The sequence below is a fragment of the Streptomyces sp. NBC_00443 genome (assembly GCF_036014175.1).
Taxonomy (GTDB): Bacteria; Actinomycetota; Actinomycetes; order Streptomycetales; family Streptomycetaceae; genus Streptomyces.
Map to the genome: position 1 here is coordinate 889,415 of NZ_CP107917.1, position 20,467 is coordinate 909,881.

At 72.2% G+C, this 20,467-nt stretch carries 11 protein-coding genes; 1 reads left to right on the forward strand and 10 read right to left on the reverse strand.

Annotation, left to right across the window (positions count from 1 at the left end):
- Window positions 1-54: 54 nt before the first annotated feature.
- From OHO27_RS03960 to eccD, 6 genes are all read right to left on the reverse strand, one after another.
- Window positions 55-3,711, reverse strand: a complete 3,657-nt coding sequence (locus tag OHO27_RS03960) for an AAWKG family protein (protein WP_328420333.1) — start codon at window positions 3,709-3,711, stop codon at window positions 55-57.
- Between the two features lie 24 nt (window positions 3,712-3,735).
- Entirely contained in the window at window positions 3,736-4,206 is a 471-nt protein-coding gene (locus OHO27_RS03965) for a type VII secretion system-associated protein (protein WP_328420335.1), read from the reverse strand.
- Between the two features lie 308 nt (window positions 4,207-4,514).
- A complete protein-coding gene (locus OHO27_RS03970; RefSeq protein ID WP_328420337.1) occupies window positions 4,515-4,823 on the reverse strand; it encodes a WXG100 family type VII secretion target in 309 nt (102 codons plus the stop codon).
- A gap of 90 nt (window positions 4,824-4,913) precedes the next feature.
- The gene (locus OHO27_RS03975) at window positions 4,914-5,249 is read right to left on the reverse strand and encodes a hypothetical protein (protein WP_328420339.1); all 336 of its coding nucleotides are present in this window, start codon (window positions 5,247-5,249) and stop codon (window positions 4,914-4,916) included.
- 477 nt (window positions 5,250-5,726) lie between these two features.
- Complete coding sequence (eccB, locus tag OHO27_RS03980; protein ID WP_328420341.1) at window positions 5,727-7,292, reverse strand: type VII secretion protein EccB; 1,566 nt, start codon at window positions 7,290-7,292, stop codon at window positions 5,727-5,729.
- A gap of 43 nt (window positions 7,293-7,335) precedes the next feature.
- The gene (gene eccD, locus OHO27_RS03985; RefSeq protein WP_328420343.1) at window positions 7,336-8,742 is read right to left on the reverse strand and encodes a type VII secretion integral membrane protein EccD; all 1,407 of its coding nucleotides are present in this window, start codon (window positions 8,740-8,742) and stop codon (window positions 7,336-7,338) included.
- A 455-nt stretch (window positions 8,743-9,197) separates the two neighbouring features.
- Between eccD and eccCa the strand changes: the two genes are divergently transcribed.
- Entirely contained in the window at window positions 9,198-13,223 is a 4,026-nt protein-coding gene (gene eccCa, locus OHO27_RS03990) for a type VII secretion protein EccCa (protein ID WP_328420344.1), read from the forward strand.
- A 339-nt stretch (window positions 13,224-13,562) separates the two neighbouring features.
- Here the strand turns inward: eccCa and OHO27_RS03995 are convergent, their stop codons facing one another.
- From OHO27_RS03995 to OHO27_RS04010, 4 genes are all read right to left on the reverse strand, one after another.
- Complete coding sequence (locus OHO27_RS03995; RefSeq protein WP_328420345.1) at window positions 13,563-14,840, reverse strand: S8 family serine peptidase; 1,278 nt, start codon at window positions 14,838-14,840, stop codon at window positions 13,563-13,565.
- On the reverse strand, window positions 14,837-18,148 hold the full coding sequence (locus OHO27_RS04000) for a right-handed parallel beta-helix repeat-containing protein (RefSeq protein WP_328420347.1): 3,312 nt from the start codon (window positions 18,146-18,148) through the stop codon (window positions 14,837-14,839). The genes OHO27_RS03995 and OHO27_RS04000 overlap by 4 nt, the downstream gene beginning before the upstream one ends.
- A gap of 143 nt (window positions 18,149-18,291) precedes the next feature.
- On the reverse strand, window positions 18,292-19,476 hold the full coding sequence (locus tag OHO27_RS04005; RefSeq protein WP_328420348.1) for a ricin-type beta-trefoil lectin domain protein: 1,185 nt from the start codon (window positions 19,474-19,476) through the stop codon (window positions 18,292-18,294).
- Window positions 19,473-20,300 (reverse strand): type VII secretion system-associated protein, encoded by an 828-nt coding sequence (locus tag OHO27_RS04010; protein WP_328420349.1) that lies wholly within the window; start codon window positions 20,298-20,300, stop codon window positions 19,473-19,475. The genes OHO27_RS04005 and OHO27_RS04010 overlap by 4 nt, the downstream gene beginning before the upstream one ends.
- Window positions 20,301-20,467: the final 167 nt, after the last annotated feature.

A 20,467-nucleotide genomic window follows, 5' to 3' on the forward strand; every position in this document is an offset into this window, starting at 1 on the left:
CCGGGGCCGGTGGGATTCGTCTCCGCACGGTGGTCTCGCCGGGACGCGCGGGGCTCACCGCCCGATGACGGCCGGGGTGCCGCCGTCCTCGGTGCCCCACACGTCCGTGTCCTCCTCCAGGTAGTCGGCGGAGCTGGTGACCCTGCGGCCCGGCTCCGTCTCCTCCTCGGGGCTGTCGGCGCCGGTGGTCGCCACCCGGGAGGCCGGGGCCAGGAAGGTGTCGTTGTCCTCCTGGCGGTTCCACGGGCTGCGTCCGCGGCGGTTGCGGCGCTCGCTCTCCTCGGCCGCGTCGACCAGGACGGCACGCACCCGCTCGCCGTTGCCCTTGTCGCCGCCCGCGCCCATGCCGCCCATGCCGCCGCCCATCGGCATCCCGGGGCTGCCGGGTGTGCCGGGCGCGCCGGGGGCGCCGGCCGTGGCGGCGGGAGCCAGCGGGGTGCCCTCGCTCGCGGCGACACCGTCGGAGAGAGGCTCGGCACCGAGTCCGCCGGAGCCGCCCGGGGCGAAGGAGTCCGACCCGGACAGGCCGCCGCCGGAGGCCCCTGCGCCCACGCCGCCGCCGAGTCCCAGATCGGAGAGCGACACATCCCTGTTGCCGGTGCCGCCACCGCCGCCGGCCCCGTTGAGGTCGCCGAGACTGCCGAGGTCGCCGAGTACGCCCGAATCGCCGCGGCCGCCCTGCGAGTTGAGGTCGTGCAGGTTCACCTTCTCGGTGTTGCCCTGCGGGTCGGTGACGGTGGCGATGCCGGTGTCCGGGTCGATGACCTGGGTGCTGCCGTCCGGGAACGTGGTGGTCAGCTTGCCGTTGTCCAGGACGGTGGTGGAGCCGTCCGGGTTGGTCACCTTCGCGCCGTGCGTGAGGTCGGTGGTCGTGGTGGACCCGTCCGCGTCGGTGGTGGTGAGCGTCCCGGTGTCCGGGTCGAAGACGGCCTTGCTGCCGTCCGCGAAGGTCGTGGCGAAGTCGTCGCCCTGAAGGGCCGTGTTCCCGCCCGTCGGGGTCTCCAGGCCGGCCCGGTCGGTGTTGAGGTTCCCGAGGTCGCCCAGGTCGCCGATGGACTCCGTGGGCAGATCGGGGTTGAGGTCGCCCAGGTCACCGAGTCCGTTCTGGCTGTTGAGGTTGCCCAGGCTGCCCAGGTTCTCGGTGGTGGTCTTCCCGTCCGGATCGGTGGTGGTGGTCTGCCCGGTCGTCGGGTCGACCGTCTGCGTGGTGCCGTCCGGGAACGTGGTCGTCAGCTTGCCGTCGTCGCCGAGTGAGGTGACCGAGCCGTCCGGGTTGGTCACGTCGGCACCGTTGCCCAGGTCGGTCGTGGTGGTCGAGCCGTCCGGGTGCGTGGTGGTGAGCGTCCCGCTGTCCGGGTCGAAGCTGGTACGGCTGCCGTCCGCGAAGTCGGTCGTCAGATCACCGCCGCTGGTCAGCTGTGTGCTGCCGCCGGTCGGGGTGTCGAGCACACCGTCGCCGCCGCCGGGGCCGCCGTTGAGGCCGTCGAGGCTGCCCAGATCGGTCGTGGTGGTCGTACCGTCGGGGTTCGTCGTGGTGGTCTGCCCGGTGATGGGATCGACGGTCTGCGTGGTGCCGTCCGGGAACGTCGTCGTCAGCTTGCCGTCGTCGCCCAGTGAGGTGACCGAGCCGTCCGGGTTGGTGACCCGGGTGCCGTCGCCCAGGTTCTGCGTGGTGACGCTGCCGTCCGGATGGGTGGTCGTGAGCTCTCCGCTGTCCGGGTCGAAGCTGGTGCTGCTGCCGTCCGGGAAGTCGGTGGTGAGCTTGCCGTCGTTGAGCTGGGTGGTGCCGCCGGTCGGGGTCTTGAGGGAGCCGCCGCCGGTGTTCAGGCCGCCGAGGCTGCCGAGGTTCTCGGTGATCGCGTCATTGGCGGCGTTGTTCGTCCCGCCCGGGCCGTTGTTCAGGTTCCCGAGATTGCCCAGATTCGTGGTGACCGGCGGCGGGGTGCTCGTGAGAGCCTCCTGGTCGCCGCCCGGGTTGTTCATGTCGCCGAGATCGCCCAGGCTCTCCGTGACCGTGGTCGGGTTCAGCAGCTCGTCGAGGTTGCCGAGATTCTGCTCGGTGACGGCGTTGGGGTCATTGATGCCGCCGAGGCTCTCCTGCATGGCCTTGGCCTGCTCCTCGGCCTCGCGCTTGGCCTCCTCCTGCTCACGCCGCTGCTCCTCGCGGAGCTCGTCCTGGTACTTCTTGTCCTCATCGCGCTGCTGGTTCTGCTCGTTGCGCAGCTCTTCCTGGAGCTTTTTGTCCTCTTCGCGCTGCTGGTTCTGTTCCTCGCGCAACTCGTCCTGGTACTTCTTGTCCTCCTCCCGCTGCTGCCTCTGCTCCTCGCGGAGTTCCTCCTGGTACTTGCGGTCCTCCTCGCGCTGGCGCTCCTGCTCCTCGCGCAGCTCGTCCTGGTACTTGCGGTTCTCCTCGTTCTGCCGGTTGATCTCCTCCTGCTGTTCCTCGGCCTTCCTCTCCTCGTACTCCTCCGCGGCCGTGCTGGTCGACTTCGGCTTGGGCACGTTGTCGGAGAAGTCGTCGCCGAGGTCGAGGAAGTGGTTGTTGAGGTTCGACTGCACCTGGGCGGCGGGCTTGCCGAGGAACTCGTCGACGCCCTGGCTCCAGATCTTCACCGCCTTGTCGCCGACCTTCGCCCAGTTCGCGATGTCGGTGAGGTCGCCGTACTCGGGGTGCACCTGGGAGAAGCCGCCCTGCGGGCTGTGGCTGACCGTTGTGGTGTAGCGGGAGGTGTACGACTTGATGTCGGTCTTGGCGACGTTGTTCGCATCCACCCACTGGGCGAGGTCGTCCAGGACGTAGCGCAGCACCTGGTGCGGGTCGTAGTACGGGGACTTGGCCCAGGCCAGCCACGCCTCCAGCAGCTTGTTGGCGGAGTCCACCAGATACTTGCGGCCCAGTGACAGGGCGCGCGAGTACACCGTGTTGCCGGTGCCGGTCTCGTCGCCGGAGCCCGGGTTGGAGTCGAAGGTCTCGACGTAACTGTCGTAGTTCTCGCGGATCTTCTTCAGCAGGCCGCGGAAGACTTCCGCCGCTTCGCCCTTCCAGCTCGCGTCGTCCCGCCCGAATCGGTCCTCCCAGTCCTTCAGCACCACCGCGTGGTTCCGGAAGAACTTGGCGGCGAAGTCGAAGGACTCCCCTGTGGTGTTGAAGGAGTTCAGGTCCACCACGTCGGCGCCGGGCACGCCCAGGTTGCTGAACCGGGCGTCCTGGGTGTTGCCGCCCAGCAGGCCGAGGAGCGCCGCCCGCGGCCCGTTCATGTACCGGGCGAGCGGGATGGTGCTCATCTTGTCCTTGTGGTAGTCCGTGAACTCGTTGCCCTCACGGACCTGTGCGTCATGGACGTTGTCCGAGCCCGGTCCGGCGAAGATGATCTCCTCGCCGTCCTTCACACGGCCCTCGAAGACGATCCGGGCCTGCATGATGGACCGCTTCTTGCCGCTGTCGAAGAACCAGATGTCGTAGTCCTCGCCCTTGTTCGTCAGGAAACCGGAGTCCTTGACGAGCAGGGAGAGGCTGCGCTCCTTGATGTCCATCCGGAAGAGCTTGCCGCCGTGTTCGGATCGGAGCGTGTCGAAGACGGTGTTGCGGTCCGGCACCGGATAGCCGGTGATGTGGGTGACCAGGGTGGCCCAGGTGTCGCTCGACGGGTCTCCGGCATTGTCGAACTTGTCGAGGTTGGCGACGGAGTTGGGATCGTAGCGATCGGCCACCGGGCGCCCTTTCTGGTCGGTGGGTCAGGACTCGTCGTCCGGGTCGCCGGTGGTGCCGGCGGTGAGGGTGTCGACCTCGTCGAAGGTCTGGAGCAGCGTCTGCGCGTCGATCGCGTCGAGGTTCTTGTCCTTGGTCTTGTTGGCCTCGTCGATCGTGTCGGTGAGCGCCTCTTTCAGCTCCTTGAAGAGGTCCATCTGGTCACCGAGCAGCTTGTCGATGGCCTCGGCCGCGGTGCGGATGTCCTCGATCAGCTTCGGTCCCGAGACCAGGGGTTCGGTGACCATCCTGCCGATGCGCAGGAGTTGCTTGTCCTGGGCGAGGTTCTCCGGTGTGGTGTGGCCGTCGATGAGGTGGCCGAGCGGGCGGATGTGGGACCCGTCGCCGTCCTCCTTGTGCTTCTTCGCGGCGGTGTACACCGGCTGCACCTCGTTGTCCCGGAAGTTCTCCATCTGCTTGAGGTCGAAATGCTTGACGTCGGCCTTCTCACCGGCCATGGGACGCTCTCCTGCCGCTTGCTGCCGGACGGGGATACGGGAGCCCGGCGGACGCCCCGCTCACGGGCGACGGCCGGGCCGGTGGGCCCGTGTGCCGGGTGGGCACACCGGGTCGGTTCGGAGATTCCCGCCTGCCGGCCGGCGTGCGGCACATCCGTCTCCCGGACTCTTCGGGCGGCGGTGCAGGGCGCGTCGCCGAACCGTCCGTGTGGGACCGGGATACGGGCGGTTCGGCGTCCTCCGGTCGTACGCGGCGGCGGCCGCCGGGCCCGCCCTGCGGATGGACGAGGCGAAGCTCCGGTCAAGCCCTAACGGGCCCGCACGTTCCCCCAGTTGTCGGCGCTCCTGCGCTCGTCGCGGGAGTGGTTGTCGTGGATGGTCTGGATCAGCTCGCCGTTGTCGCCGAGGAGCATGGCCATGTTCTTGGTCGCCTGGTCCCACTCCGCCTGGACCTGGCGGTACGTCTCCTGGTCCGAGCCCTCCCAGGACGTGACGAGCGGCTTCAGCTCGTCCTCCAGGTTGTTCAGGGTCGTGATGATCTGCTGGGTCTGCGCCATCAACTCCTCGATGGCGTTACGGACCGCGGGGTACTGCACGTCGATGATGCCGTCGGCCATGACGTCTCCTCTCGGACGGCCGGGCGTCGGCGCCCGGGAAGCTCAGGGGGTCCGGCCTCGCCGTACGGGGGCCGGTGCTGCGGGGGCGGGTCAGCGCAGCGCTTCGAAGACGCCCTGGCTGGTCTTGCTGTTGAGGACCTCGGTCAGGTCCTGGTTCTCCTGTGCCAGACGGTTGGCGGAGGTCACGTTCTCCTGGAGCGCGTCGACCATCTTGCTGATCTGGATGACGACCTTCTGCGCCTCGGCGTTCCAGCTGCGGAAGAGCTTCAGCAGGGCCTGGCCCTCGTCGCCGCCGACGCCCGAACGCGCGGCGATCTCACCGACGCTGTTCTGGATCTTCTCGACCTGGGTCCGGGCCGACTCCAGAGAGGAGACACCCCCCAAGCCCTTGGCATAGTCCGCTTTCCTCGCGGCACTGTCCGCCATGTCGCGCTCCCTTCGTTCAGGCCTGTCTCGACGCATCGTCGCCCGCTGAGGCTAAAGAGAAGTGAGCGTTCCGCGCAACGCGCGCAGGGAAGATTTGAGCATCGGTCAGCTCACCCCAGAATTCCTGCGTGGCAAGGGAGTTGTGCGGAGGTTTCGGCGATATGAACACGCGCGCCCGACCAGCGGACAGTGGATGTGAAGCCGTCCACCGGCCAGACGGCATGCGGGCAGAAAGCGGGCATGCGAGGTAGGTAAACGGGCATCGGCGAGGACCGTAACCGGCCGGGAAAGCGCTTCCGCGGGATTTCAGGGGGTAGTGCCGGACGATATTTCAGAGCTTTATTTGAGGTTCCCCGCCGCGCTCGCTCCGGGGATGACTCCGCGAACTTCACACCCTCGGCGCCGAGTTTGGCTGAATACTTCTGCTGCCCTCGCCCTTTTCCATTTCTTCGGCACGGTATGCGCCCCTTGCCGTGATCAGCGTGCCGTGTCCGCCTTGTCCTTCTCGGCGTCCGCCCCGCTGCGCTCCGACTGTCCGGCGGCACCGCACGCCGGTGCTGTGACCTTGGGCTCCGCGGCACCCGACGCGGCGGCCGGGTCGAGGTCCGCGCCGGTCGGGAGCGCCGCGAGCAGCGGGGCGGGGACCGAGCCGATGTCCCCGGTCTCGTACCCGAGGGCTGCCAGCGAGTTCTTGGCGGAGACGCGGTACTTCACACCGTTCTCCGCGACCAGGTAGGTGGTCCCGGCATGCGCGGCGCCGCTGGCGTGCAGGGCCCGCACCAGGGCGCCTCGTCCGGGCCGTACCACCGTGGCGTCGACCGGGACGCAGGCAGGCTTCAGCGGCTCGGCGGTGCCCTGCGGCACCGCGACCGGGGCGAGCCGGGCCAGGGGGACCAGCACCGACCTGATCCGGGCGCCGCCGTCGTCGCCGTCCACCTGCGCGCACAGCGCGGTGCCGCGCGGCGCGGACTGCGGGAGAGGCGGCGCGTCCGGCAGCTCCGCGGACGCGGAGGGGCCCGGGTCCGTGGCCCGGTGCTCGCGCAGCGCGTCCGCACCGACCGTGCGCACCTCGGGCGACTGCCCCTGGTAGGCGTCCTTCTGGGTGGCCGGGTCGCCCAGCACCAGGGCGGCGCCGAGCCGGGTCAGCGGCACCAGGCCGTCGTTACGCAGCAGGTAGTAGGTGCTGCCGCCGCCGGGCACGCTGACCTTGAACAGCTGGCCGATCCTGCTTGCTTCGCCTCCGAGCACGGGCCCCTCCGTACCGCGTCCCGGTACCGCGGGCGGCTTCAGGGCGGGGCCGGGGGCCAGTGCGTCGAGGAAGGCCGCCGAGACCGGCATCGGCCGCTCGGAGCCGTAGCCGAGGGCGTTGCGGGCGTCGGAGGCACGGTCCAGCGGCAGTCTGCTGCCCCGCCACACCAGGTACTCGGTGTCGTCCGGCCCGCGCACCAGCAGCGCGCGGTCGGCGCCGATGCCGCGGGAGTCCAGCGGAGCCCCGGCGACCACGGTGGTGGCGCCCGGCTCGTCCACGCCGGTGTTCGCCACGACGCCGGAGGTGTCGGGCAGCGCCCCGTCCGGCCCGGAGACGCACATGTGCCAGGCGCCGTCGTCGAGTTGGCCCGGCTCGGGCACGGTGTCGGGGGCGCCCGGGATGCCGGCCGGGGCGCCCACCGGGACGTCCCGCAGCGAGGCGCTGCCGACGTCCACGGTCTCCAGGTCGGAGCCGCCGATCAGCCGCGCCGAGGCGTAGTTGCGCACCGGGTGCAGTACGCCGTCGGTGCCGGTCCACAGGTAGCGGGCGCCGGTGTCACGGTTGACCACCAGATGGTCGCCGTCGCGCCAGGCGTCGTTCCCGCCGGGGCGCAGCAGGCCGTAGACGGTGGCTCCGGCGCCGATCAGGACGGTGACCAGGACGCCGAAGACGACACCGCGGGTGGTGCGCCCGAGGGGGCTCTCCGGGGCGTCCGGGTCGGCCGTCAGCAGGCCCGAACTGAGCCTGCCCATCATGAAACTGTGGGCGTGTACCTGGTCGCGTTTGGACTGCACGGCCTCTCCTCGACTTCGTTCTCTTGCCGGAGTGCGGTTGTGCTCAGCCGAACAGGCCGCGCAGCCAGCCGAAGAGCCCGGCCACCCACAGGCTGAGTGGCAGCAGCGCCACGGCGAAGCCGGTGTGCGCGATCTCCGCCGCCCGGCCCCAGTACGGCAGCATCCGCCGGCCGGGCACCGTCCAGGCGGCGATGACCAGTGCGGCCGCGGCGCCGAGCAGCACCGCGAAGACCACCAGGCGTCCGTCGCCGTCGCTGTCCACCGCCCAGGCCCGGGCGAGCAGCAGCAGCCCCCAGACGCCGGGTACGGCAAGGGTCAGCCGCTGCCCGATGTGCACCAGGCCGCGGGAGTGCAGGAGCAGCAGCAGGCTCAGTGTGACCGCGGTCAACACCTCGGGCAGATCCGGGTGTTGGGCGATGACGACGAGGGCGGCCGCGGCGACGATGCCGGTGGCGGCGAAGAGCGCGGTGACCCAGCGCCCGGCCAGCTCGGTGCGTTCGGCGACCTCGTCGCCCGCGTAGGGCTCGATACCCTCCTGGAGCTGGCTGGCGGAAGAGGGCAGGGAGGGCATCCGCATCCCGGCCAGCTTGAAGGCGAACGGTGCGACCGTCCCGGCCGCGAGAGCGACCACCGCGGCCACCAGCGCCACGGCGGCGGGCACGTCCAGGCCCGAGTACCCGATCAGGGCCCCGGCGATCGCGGTGGCGACCGAGACGACCGCGGTGGCCAGCAGGGCCGGGGCGCCGACCGCGGTGGCGGCCAGCGCGAGGACCGCACCGCCCGCGCCCGCGGCACCCGCGGCGAGCAGCCGCGCGCCCACGACCCGCGCCGCGTCCGGGCCGGTCAGATCGCCGCCGGGCAGTACCCAGCCCGCCAGTGCCAGGCAGGGCGCGACCAGCAGGCCGAGGGCGGTCGCGGAGAGTCGCTCGCCGACAGCGCGGCTGGCGGTCCCCGCGCCCGCGAGCAGCAGCACCCCCGCCACGGCCGCACAGGCGGCCCTGACCGAGCCGGAGCCGGTCACCCCTGGCCAGAACACCAGCACCAGGGCGGCCACCACGGTCGCCACGGTGGTGCCCACCAGCAGTCCACGGGCCGCCTCGGGGTGCCAGGTGTGCAGCCTGCGGCCCGCGGTGTCGGCTATGCCGTCCACCAGGTCGTCGAGCCTCGCCTCGGGCAACGCCTCGGTGTGCGGGCGCAGATAGAGCACGTCCCCGTCGGCTAGGCCGGCCCGCGCGAGGGTGGTCTCCTCGTCGAGCGGGGCGTCACCGAGCCGCTGCAGCACCCAGCCCGCGTGGTCGAGCCCGGCCTCCTCGGCCTCCTCGCCGACGTAACGCAGCAGCGTCGGCAGCAGATCGGCGACCGGCACGTCGGCGGGCACGGCCAGATCGACGGAGACGCTCGGCGCACGTACGGTCAGGCGGCACAGCTCGGCCACCGCACTGTCGGTCATCAGCTGAACTCTCGTCTTCCGTGGGGGGCTTTGACAGAAGGACTTCCTCGGGAGAGGGCCGCGCGCAGAGTACGTAAGGCCCCGCGCGGCCGGGAACCGGGCAGTCGGACAAGGGAATTGTGTCCGTGCGCCCGGAAACCACCTCTCCCGCGTGGACAGGTCGCGTTACGTGAATGCAGACTACTGCCTGCGCCCGCCGGATCGTGCTGCGGACCGGACTCCCTGTCCGGTATGCAGTTGAGTGCGGGGGGAGTTGACCGTCCCCCGCTTTCCGCTCACAACATTCATCCGGCGTTCACCGCGCCGCCCGGGACCCGAAGAATGGGTGCAGTGCGGTCTTTCCCGCTACCGGGTGTGCCGCTATTCGGCGCGGGCCGGAAAGCCAGTGAAACCGGAGGTTTCGTTCCTTGAGTGTGGTGCTGTTTCGCCGGCCGGCCCGCAGGCGCGGACCCGAGATGCCCGACGGGCAATTGACCCTTCAGGAGCCGCCGGTCCTCGCCGAGACGGTGCCGGACACCTCGGCGATATGGACCTATTTGCCGATGGCACTGATGTCGGTGTCGATGATGCTGATGTTCCTGCGCCCGGGCGGTGGCAACGGCGTCTTCATGTATCTGGCGATGGGCGTCATGGCGCTCTCCGCCGGTGCCATGCTCCTGGGGCAGCTGATGCGCCGCTCCAGCGAGCGCAAGCAGCGCCTGAAGGGCGAACGCCGCGACTACCTCCGCTATCTGGCGCAGATGCGCAAGCGGGTCCGGGGCACCATCACGGAGCAGCAGCGGGCGCTCGCCTGGCGCCACCCGGAGCCCGCCTCACTGCGTTCGCTGGCCCGCACCTCACGGCTATGGGAACGCCGCCCTGCCGACGAGGACTTCGGGGAGGTCCGGCTCGCGATCGGCGAACAGCAGCTCGCCCTCACCCTCAACCCGGTCTCCACCCGCCCGGTGGAGGACCTCGAACCGCTCTGCGCGCACGCGCTGCGCCGGTTCATCCGCGCCTACTCCACCATCCCCGAGCAGCCCCTCGGTCTCTACCTGCGCTCCTCCGCGCGGGTCATGCTGCGCCCCGAGGAGTCACCCGGCGAGGAGGCGGCCGAGCCGGGCGCAGCGTCGTACGGGCCGAGTGGTGAGAGCCGGGCCGAGGGTGCCGGTCCGGGCGGCGACGCGGTACGTGCCCTGGTGCGCGCCATGCTCGGCCAGCTCGCCGTGTTCCACGCACCCGAGGAGCTGTGGCTCGCGGTGTGCGTCAGTGACGAGCGGCGGCCCGACTGGGAGTGGGTCAAGTGGCTGCCGCACGCGCTGCATCCGCACGAGGAGGACGGCGCCGGCCAGGTCCGCCGGATCACCGCCGACCTCACCGAGCTGGACGATCTGCTCGGCGCCGAGTTCGCCGAGCGTCCCGGCTTCGACCCGGACGCCCGCCCCGGCCGTGACGAGCCCTACACGGTCGTGGTCCTGGACGGCGTCACCGTCCCCGAGGGCCACCGCTGGGAGGGCCACGGCTACCGCAACGCCATGGTCCTGGACGTGTCCGGGGCGCTGCGCTGGCGGCCCGGCCGCAACACGCTGCGGCTGACCGTCGGACCGGACCAGGTGAACCTGGTGCGTACCGACCGCAGCCGCAAGGAGCGCTCCGTCGCGCTCGGCCGCCCGGACCGGCTCGGCCCGCTCGGCGCCCAGTCGCTGGCCCGGCTGCTCACCGCCCGCCGGATGAGTCTGGGCACGGACATCGCGCAGCCGCTGGACGCCGACGTCGAACTCACCACCCTGCTCGGCATCCCCGACCTGCACCGGCACGACCCGAAGGTCCTCTTCGACCGGCACACCGGCTCCGCCCGGCTGCGGGTGCCGATCGCCGTCGGGGTGGACGGCCGCCCGGTGGACCTCGACATCAAGGAGTCCGCACAAGGGGGCATGGGCCCGCACGGCATGCTGATCGGTGCCACCGGCTCCGGCAAGAGCGAGCTGCTGCGCACCCTCGTTCTCGGTCTCGCGCTGACCAACTCCTCCGAGACCCTCAACTTCGTCCTGGTCGACTTCAAGGGCGGCGCGACCTTCCTCGGCCTGGAGGAACTCCCGCACACCTCCGCCGTCATCACCAACCTCGCCGACGAAGTCGCCCTGGTGGAGCGCATGCAGGACGCCTTGCACGGCGAACTCATCCGCCGCCAGGAGCTGTTGCGCGCGGCCGGCAACTACACCTCCGCGCTGGAGTACGAGCGGGCCCGCGCCGGCGGGGCGGACCTCACCCCGCTGCCCAGCCTGTTCGTGGTGGTCGACGAGTTCAGTGAACTGCTCTCCGCGCACCGGGAGTTCATGGATCTGTTCGTGATGATCGGCCGCCTCGGCCGCTCCCTCGGGGTGCATCTGCTGCTGGCCTCGCAGCGCCTGGACGAGGGCCGCATGCACCAGTTGGAGAGCCACCTGTCGTACCGCATCGGCCTGCGCACCTTCTCCGCCATGGAGAGCCGCGGCGTCCTCGGTGTGCCGGACGCCTACGAGCTCCCCGCCCAGCCCGGCAGCGGCTATCTGAAGTCGGGCGTGGAGGCCCTGACCCGCTTCCGCGCCGCCTACTCCTCCGGTACGTACCGGCGCCGCACCGGCGCGGTGGTGCAGGCCCGGGTGGCCAGCCAGGTGGTGCCGTGGACCAGCGGCTGGGTGGTGCCGCGGACGCTGGAGCCGGCGTCCGAGCCGGAGCCGGAGATCGAGGAGACCGGCGACGACGAGACCCTGCTGGACGTGGCCCTCGACCGGCTGCGCGACGCAGGCCCCGCCGCCCACCAGGTGTGGCTGCCGCCGCTGGACGAGCCCTCCCCGCTGGACGCCCTGCTGCCCGGCATCGCCCCCGACCCCGAGCGCGGCCTCACCGCCACCGGCTGGGCCGGGACCGGCAAACTGCGGGTTCCGGTGGGCCTGGTGGACAAGCCCTTCGACCAGCGCCGCGATCCGCTGGTCGTGGACCTCTCCGGGGCCGGCGGCCACGTCGCCATCGCGGGCGGCTCCCAGAGCGGCAAGTCGACCCTGGCGCGCACGCTGATCGCCGCGCTCGCCCTCACCCACACCCCCGCCGAGATCCAGTTCTACTGCCTGGACTTCGGCGGCGGCGGTCTCTCCCAGCTCGCCTCGCTCCCCCACGTCGGCGGGGTCGCGGCGCGGCTCAACCCGGAGCGGGTGCACCGGGCCGTCGCCGAGGTGATGACGCTGCTCGCCCGCCGCGAGCAGTTCTTCGTGGACCACACCCTCGACTCCATGCAGTCCTACCGCCGTCGCCGGGCCGCCGGGGAGTTCCCCGACGAGCCCTTCGGCGACGTGTTCATGGTGGTCGACGGCTGGTCGACGGTCCGTCAGGACTACGACGAACTGGTCCCGAAGTTCAACGAACTCGCCGCCCGCGGGCTGAACTACGGCATTCATCTGCTCATCACCACCACCCGCTGGGTCGAGTTGTCCGCCCAGGTCCGTGACCAGGCCGCCACCCGGCTGGAGTTGCGGATGGGTGACCCGATGGACTCCGAGATCGACACCCGCAAGGCCCGCTCGGTGCCGCGCAGCGGCGGTCGCGGCATCACCGCCGACAGCAAGATGCACTTCCTGGCCGGCCTGCCCCGCCTGGACGGCAGCGGCTCCCTCGAGGACCTCGGCGAGGGCGTCGCCCACCTGGTCGGCGAGGTCGCCAAGCACTGGTCGGGCCCGGCCGCACCGCCGGTGCGGATGCTGCCGCACCGGCTGCCGCTCGCCGAACTCCCCGCGCCGCAGCCCACCGAGGGCGGCGGTCTGCGCCTGCCGCTCGGCATCGACCAGGACGCCCTGGAGCCGGTGTGGCACGACTTCAGCCGGACCCCGCACCTGATCGTGGTCGGCGACACGGAGAGCGGCAAGACCAACCTGCTGCGCCGTATCACCGAGGGCATCACCGCCCGGTACACGCCGAGCGAGGCGAAGATCATCGCGGTGGACTACCGCCGCACCCTGGTGGATGCCGTCCCGGCGGAGTACCGGATCGGGCACGTGATCTCCCTGGACAACCTGAAGGAGACCGTCGACGGCGCGGCCCGCGCGCTCAAGACCCGCGTCCCCGGCGCGGACATCGCCCCCGCCCGGATGCGCCGGTGCGACTGGTGGTCCGGCCCGCGGCTGTTCATTCTCGTCGACGACTACGACATGGTCTCCGGCAACTCCTTCCAGAGCCCCTTCGAGCCGCTCTTCGAGCATCTGACCCTCGGCTTCGAGATGGGCCTGCACCTGGTCGTCGCCCGCAGCGCCATGGGCGCCGGCCGTGGCCTCAGCGACGCCCTGATCCGCCGCATGGACGAGGCGAACAACCCCGCCGTCCTCCTCTCCTGCCCGCCCACCGAGGGCCGCCTCTTCGGCAACGCGAAGCCCCTCAACCTCCCGCCGGGCCGAGCCCTGCACATCGCCCGCCGCAAGGCACGGTTGATGCAGACGGCATTGGTGGAGGAGGGACGGGGGCAGGAGGGCTGAGGGCATGTGAGGCACGTAGCGGGGGCCACCTGGGGTGGTCCCCGCTGTCGTTGGGGGCGGTTGCCCCGGGCCTCGGCTGCGTCGCCGCTACGGTGCAGACCGCCGAGGAACGAACCTCACCTGCGTGGCCCGTCCCGGCCGTGGGCCCACCGACCCATGGGCGACCGCCCGCTACGACACGTCAGCCTCTCCGAGCCTCGGCCCCGCTCCGCCCAGCCGACCCACCGGATACCGATCCCGAACACGGCCGTGGCGTCAACTGGAGGTGTCCGCACAAGAGTTGGCGACAGTGCCCCCCGGACCCCACCTCGCACCGCGGTCACCCGACCCGGCCGCCCCTTACGACGCCTCGGCCTCCCCGAGCCCCGGCTCGGCCCCCGCTCGCTGCGGCCGTCCCGCCGGGCGCCACCCCCGGGCGCGGGCCCTGGGGAGGGTGAAGGCGGCCCAGAGGATGGTGAGTACGGCGGCGGAGCCGAGGAGGACGAAGAGGGTGGCTCGGCCGGTGGCGCGGTCGGCGGTGGAGGTGTCGCGGACGGTCACGGGATCCGCGGCCCGCTCGGCGCCGGCCGGCGCGCCCGGGTCGCCGAGGATCGTGGTCACGGCGGCGTAGGCGTCCAGTTGGGGGATGTCGGCCGGGGAGGCGGTCGCGGTCAGGCGGTGGATGACGGCGTCGGGCGCGTCGTCGGGGTGGGCAGCGCGGACCACCGCGGCGGCACCGGCGGCGTATGCGGTGGCCACCGAGGCGCCGGCGCCGAGGTAGTGGCCGGTGCCGCGTGGGCCCCCGGCGACCCCCCCGGCGCCGGGGGCGGCCAGGTCGATGCCCGTGGTGGGCAGGGAGCCGTCGGGGCGCACGCCGCCGGGGAGCATGTCGGCGACCGAGAGGACGCCGGGTTCGCCGGCCGGCCAGTAGACACGGGACGGGATCTCGTCGGTGCCGCCCCGGGACGGCGGGTCCGGGGTCGCCGCGGCGATCACGACCGCGCCCGCCCGGCGCGCCGCGGCGACGGCGTCGGTCAGCGCCGTGTCGCGGCGCGGGAGGGACACCGTGACCGCAATCACCTCGGCCCCGGCTTCGGTTGCCTCGCGTATCGCTTGCGCGACCAGTTCGGGGCTTGCCGCACCGCGCGTGTCGGTGCCGCGCAGCGCCAGGACCTTCGCGCCCGGGGCGACCCCGGCGAGGCGCGGGCTGTCCCCGCCGGTGCCGGCGATCAGCCCGGCCAGGAAGGTGCCGTGCCCGACACAGTCCTCGGCGGCCGCGCCCTGGGCGGTGACCCGGCCGTCGAGGCCGGCGGCGTCGGGGGCGACGCCGGTGTCGATCAGGGCGACGGTCACGCCCGCACCGGTGCTGTGCCCGCGCAGCCGGTCCAGGTCGAGGCGCTGACGCGACCAGTCCTGCTGCTTCGCCGTCTCCCGGGAGGCGGGAGTACAGGCCGCTTCCTCGGCCTCCGGATCGAGCAGGGAGGGCATGCCGGGCAGTTCCTGCCCCTTCTTCTCGTCGGCCGCAGGCGGACGCGACAGAGGTGCCGTATGAGCCGGAACGGCCGTGGGCAGCAGCAGCACGGCGGCGAGGCCGGCGCCGGACAGCAGGCGGGCGCCCCCGCGGGCGCGCGGCATCATCGGGGAGCCGCCTTCGGGGCCACGGCCGGGACGTCCCCGGGGATCAGGATGCGCAGGTCGTCCAGAGTGGGCGCGGCCAGTGAGCCGAGCCGTCCCGCCTGCCGGGTGACCATCGCCTCGACCACCTGGCGGGCCAGGCGGGCGTTGCCGAACGTCCGGTCCCGGGGCAGCGCCTCGAAGTACTCCCTGAGCAGCGGGCCGGTGCCGGGCCCGCACTCGTAGCCCATGCTCGCGGCCTGACCGCGCACGATGGTGACCAGTTCCTCGGAGGAGTAGTCGGCGAAGGTGATCCGGCGCGGGAAGCGGGAGGACAGGCCCGGGTTGGAGGCGAGGAAGCGTTCCATCTCGTCGGTGTAGCCGGCAACGATGACGACCACCTCGTCGCGATGGTCCTCCATCAGCTTCAGCAGCGTGTCCACCGCCTCCTGGCCGAAGTCGGCACCACCGCCGCGCGGGGTGAGGGTGTACGCCTCGTCGATGAACAGCACACCGCCACGGGCCCGTTCGAAGACCTCGCGGGTCAGCTGAGCGGTGTGGCCGATGTAGCGGCCGACCAGGTCGGCGCGGGCCGCCTCGATCAGCTGGCCCCGCTGCAGGATGCCGAGCTGGGTCAGGATCTGGCCGTAGAGCCGGGCCACCGTGGTCTTGCCGGTACCGGGCGGGCCGGTGAAGACGAGGTGGTGGCTGAGCGAGGGCACCGGCAGTCCGGCCGCGGCACGGTGGCGGGCGGTGGTGATGAGGTTGACCAGGTCCGCGACGTCGCGCTTCACCTCGGCCAGGCCGATCATGTCGCCGAGGCGGGTCAGCGGGTCGTCGTCGGGAGCGGCGGACTCGGTGGCCGTCGCGGCGGCGGAGACGTCCTCCGGCAGCAGCAGCCGCAGGTCGTGCTCGCCGACCTGTGCCTGGGAGGCGAGCCGGACCGCCTGCCGGTCCACCATCTCCTCGAACACCCCGCGCGCGGCACGGCCGTTGCCGAAGCCGGCGTCTCTCGGCATCGCCTCGAAGTGCGCGGCCAGCGCCGCCGCGGTGCCCTCGCCCAGCTCGTACTGGTGCTGGGCGCACATGTTCTCCATGATCGCGACCAGTTCGGGCACCGAGTAGTTCTCGAACTCGACGGTCCGTGAGAAACGGGACGCCAGACCCGGGTTGGAGCCGAGGAACGACTCCATCTCCCGGGAGTAACCGGCCGCGACCACCACCACGTCGTCGCGGTGGTCCTCCATCAGCTTCAGCAGGGTGTCCACCGCCTCGCGGCCGAAGTCGGCGCCGCCGTTGCCGCTGTCCGCGGTGAGCGTGTACGCCTCGTCGACGAACAGCACGCCACCGAGGGCCCGTTGGAAGGTCTCGGTGGTCTTGATCGCCGTACCGCCGACGACTTGCGCGACCAGGTCGGCGCGGGAGACCTCCACCAGGTGTCCGCTGCGCAGCGAACCCAGTTCGGCGAGGATCGCCCCGTAGAGACGGGCGACGGTGGTCTTACCGGTGCCGGGCGGGCCCGCGAAGATCAGGTGCCGGCTCATCGGCGGGGCGGACATGCCGAGTTGCTCACGGCGCTGGGCGAGCTGGGTCAGGTTGACCAGCGTGCCGACCTGCTGCTTGACGTTCTCCAGGCCGATCAGCGCGTTCAGGGCGCCGAGCGGGCCGTCCGCGCGGTCCGGCGGGGGCGCGTCCGCGGCGCCGGAGCCGGCCGGGTCGGTGTTCTCGGCGCTGCCGGTGCCCCAGGCGTCCCGCTTGCCGTTGCCGGTGCTGTTCAGCCCCTCCACGGCGAGCCGTTCGCCGGGCACGGTCTGCACCAGGCCGCCGCCCTCGTTCTCCCGGGCGAGGCAGTTCACGAGCGAGACCGGCGCGGTGGACTCCACCCGGAAGCCGTCCTGGGCGCCGCCGGAGACCTCGCAGCCGCTGAGCGAGGCGAGCGCGCCCTCGCGCAGTAGGTAGCCATGGCCCTGAGCGGCGTGCACGGTGGTGCGGTTGGCGGTCAACTCGCCGCCCGCGGCGACCACCACGCCCTCCTCGGCGGATATCTCGACACGGAAGTCGCGGACGGTGACGTTGCCGCCGTCCTCCACGATCAGGCCGCTGGTGGCGGTGTCGGAGACTCCGCCACCGGCCAGGTAGAGGGTGCTGCCGGAGCCCACCCGCACACCCGCGCCCTTCGGCCGTACGATCTCGCAGTCCTCGGCGCGGCCCCTGGCGTCCTTGCCGGCCACGATGCCGTCACCTGTGGGCTCCACCAGGCGGGCCCGGCGCAGCAGCGGGTTGGCGCCGCCGCGCACGGAGACTGCGGGCGCGCCGCCGATCACCTCCAGGCGGTCCAGCTCAGGCGCGGAGTCCTCCTCCAGGAGCAGCCCGGTCTGTTCGCAGTCGCGGACCGTCAGGCCGGTCAGCGCCGGGGACGCGGCCCCGGCGACGCGCACCGCGGCTCCCTGCGCGCCGTCCACCCAGCAGTCCTCGAACGTGCCGCGCGCCCGGTCGGTGACCAGCACGCCGTGGCCGCGGGTGCGTGAGACGCGGCAGCGGCGCAGCACCGGGTCGGTGCCGGCGGCCAGCGCGATCCCGTTGCCGGAGGCGCCGGTGACGCGGACGTCCTCCAGTGTCGTACGGCCCGCGCTGCTCAGGTGCACGCCGGTGCTGGTGTCGTGCACCACGGTGCGGATCACCGTGAGGGAGCAGTTCTGCTCCAGGGCGAGGGAGGGCTTGTCGGTGGAGGAGATGTCGCAGTCCTCGACGATGCCGCGGGATTCGCCGTTGGCGAGCAGGCCGTTGCCGCGGGCGTCGCGCACCGTGCAGCCGCGGATGCGGGCCTCGCCCTGCTCGGCGAGGACGAGGCCGCTGGTGCCCAGGTGCTCCAGCGTGCAGGACTCCACGGTGGTGGGCGTGGTCGAGGTGACCACGATGCCCGCGCCCTGCGGGTTGCTCACCCGGCAGTCCCGCAGCGCGAGGGAACCGGTGCCCCCGGCCAGCATCGCCGTCCAGGCGGCGCCGACGACCTCGCAGCCGTCGAGTGCGGCCTGCCCGCGCCGCACGTCCACGGCGGGCAGCTCGGCGTCGCCGCCGCGCAGGGTCAGTTCGGAGAGCATCACGGCGTCGGCGCGCAGCGCGAGCACGCTGCCCGAACGCGGCCGGATCTCGACGGTGCCCCGCCCTTCGGCGGCGGTGAGGGTGACCCTGGTGTTGATCACCAGGTTCTCCGCGTACGTCCCGGGCCGGACGCTGATGAGCGCACCGGTACGGGCGGCCGCGAGTGCCTCACCGATCGTCCGGTAGCGGTCCCGGTCCCCCGGACCGACCGTCAGTACCTGGCGCGACACGCACCAACCTCCTTGCTACGGCGGCGTCTTCTGCGGGCGCCCCCTCGTCGGCGGCGCGTGTCGGCGAGCCGACCGAGCCATCATGCCCCGCGTTCGGGGCGTACGGATGCCGAGTGCGGTGTTCTCGGCCTGCGGGCGTCCGGTCAGACGCTCCACTTCTGGTTGTCGGTGCCGGCGCAGGTCCACAGTTGCAGCCAGGCCCCGTTGCCCCGGTTGTTGTCCTTGATGTCGACGCACTTGCCGACGACGGTGTTGACCAGGTCATGCCGCTCGTTCAGGACGAACTTCTGGGCGGCGTTGCCGCTGCACCAGGCGATCTGGATGGGAGTGCCGTCGTTGTAGTTCGCGTTGGCCACGTCCAGGCACAGGCCGTTGATGCGTACGGTGCCGTCGGAGGCGAACTGCCACCTCTGCGCGGGACCGTTGTTGCAGTCCCACACCATCAGCTTCTTGCCGTCGCCGAACTCTGCGTTCGGTACGTCGATGCAGCGGCCGGAGAGATGGCTGCGCAGGGAGACCGGGGCACTGAACGTGACGCCCGAACCGGCGTTGGCGGGCTTGTCGCCGCCGGACTTGTTCCCGCCGCTGGGCTTCTCGGGCTGGTCCTTTTCGCCCACGTCCCCCTTGGGACTGTCCTTCTGGCCGGTGTCCTGCTTCGGCGTGTCCTTGCCCGAGTTCTGCGCCGAGGTGCCCGCGGGAGCTTCCTTGACCGGCTTGTCGGGCTTGGCGGACTCCTTCTTGCCACCGCCCGAGGCACTGGCGTCGGGCTTGGTCACCACGAAGTCGCCGGGTGCCTCCGGCGAACCGCCGCCGAGCACGGTTCCTCCCGCCGGGGCCGTCTTGTTGTCCTTGTCGTCGCCCCCGACGAGTACCAGGAACGGCACCGACACGAGCAGCGCCCCGGCGACCGCGGCCCCGGCCAGCGCCGCCCTGCCCGGCCGCCCCACCTGACCGGCCTCCTGCTGCGGCCGGTCGATGGCGGTCGAGGTCATGGTCCGCACGAGTGCGGGCAGCCGGCTCTTGGCCGCCGCGGCGGCACCGGGGTCGGTTTCGGCCTCGGACTCGGACCGGCTGCCGGAGTCGGCCCCGCTCTCGGGGCTGGTCCCCGCCTCGGCCTCGGCCGCGGTGGCCCTGCTCTCTACGGCCGTCTCCTCCGCCTCGGCAGCCTTGGCTCCGGCCTCGACCCCGCTCTTCGCCTCTGCGGGCTCGGGTTCGGGCTCGGTGGCCGAGGCGGCGACGGCGGTGGCGGTGGTCGCGGCCGTCTCCTCACCGTCGGAGCCGGACTCCGACCGGGGGGAAGTGGGGGTGTGCTGGACCGGACGCGTCACGGGGTCCTCCCTGTCATGTGGGGCCAGGGTTCAGGGGAGTTGTCGGTGCGGGCCGCGGAGGGGACCGCGGTCGCGGGACCGGTAGGGTCCGCCGGGCCCGAGCGGGCGCCGATGCCCTCCTCCGCCGCTGCGTCCGCCGCGGGCGCCCCCTCGGCGCCCGGCCCTTGTTCGGGACCGAGGAGACTGTCCGCCGGGACGAGCAAGGGGGCCGCGGCCCCGGCGTTGGCCATCAGCAAAGTGCCCGTACCGGTCAGGGAACGGGCCAACTCCCGGGCGGGGAGCGTGTCATGCCGAAGTGCCGCGGACATGAACTCGTGCGCCGGTGAGGTGAACAACAGCACCACCGGCGCCCCGTCCCGCCCGGCGGCCGTGAGCGGCCCGCCGTCCGGTCCGCGCACCACCGTGATGTCCGCGTCGGCGAGCGCCGCGACGGCCTCGTCCACCGAGCCGTAGCCGGTGGCGGCCCGCTGTGCCGCGGCGTCCACCGGGTCGGTGGGCTCCGGCCAGCCGAGCACCCGGGCGGAGGGCCGGTACGCCGGGTTGGCGCGGTAGTCCCCCACCCTCCCGCTCTCGTCCGACTGCCACTCCCCCAGCACCGCCCACTCGGGCGGCGTCCGCTCGTCGGTCCACTCGGGGTCCACCACTCCGATCCAGTGCCCCGGCGCCCGGCGGGCGGCGGCCTGCACGGCCTCGGGTATCTCGGGGGTGTCGGTGGCCTCGACGGAGTCGGCGCCGGGTGCCTCCGAGGCGGCGGTGGCACCGGAGCCGTCGGGCACCACGGGCAGGGCCTCGTGCCCGCCCTCCTGCCGCTGTCCGGGCCGCATCTCCACCTGAACTCTTGTGTCCCTACGAATACTTGAGTGTCGAACGGCATGGACGCACAGCGACACTGATCAACTCGGGGCGCCAACAGGATGCCACACGAGCCTCGTCCGTGGCGGTTCGGGCCGGGTCCGTATCGGGCGCCCGCGTGCCCGTTTGCTGCCCGGTT

What these genes read in the sequence shown, in the direction of transcription:
- OHO27_RS03965 (WP_328420335.1), bottom strand. Translation starts at nt 4,206, where the DNA reads ATGGCCGGTGAGAAGGCCGACGTCAAGCATTTCGACCTCAAGCAGATG.
- OHO27_RS03970 (WP_328420337.1), bottom strand. Translation starts at nt 4,823, where the DNA reads ATGGCCGACGGCATCATCGACGTGCAGTACCCCGCGGTCCGTAACGCC.
- OHO27_RS03975 (WP_328420339.1), bottom strand. Translation starts at nt 5,249, where the DNA reads ATGGCGGACAGTGCCGCGAGGAAAGCGGACTATGCCAAGGGCTTGGGG.
- eccD (WP_328420343.1), bottom strand. Translation starts at nt 8,742, where the DNA reads ATGACCGACAGTGCGGTGGCCGAGCTGTGCCGCCTGACCGTACGTGCG.
- eccCa (WP_328420344.1), top strand. Translation starts at nt 9,198, where the DNA reads ATGCCCGACGGGCAATTGACCCTTCAGGAGCCGCCGGTCCTCGCCGAG.
- OHO27_RS03995 (WP_328420345.1), bottom strand. Translation starts at nt 14,840, where the DNA reads ATGATGCCGCGCGCCCGCGGGGGCGCCCGCCTGCTGTCCGGCGCCGGC.
- OHO27_RS04010 (WP_328420349.1), bottom strand. Translation starts at nt 20,300, where the DNA reads ATGCGGCCCGGACAGCGGCAGGAGGGCGGGCACGAGGCCCTGCCCGTG.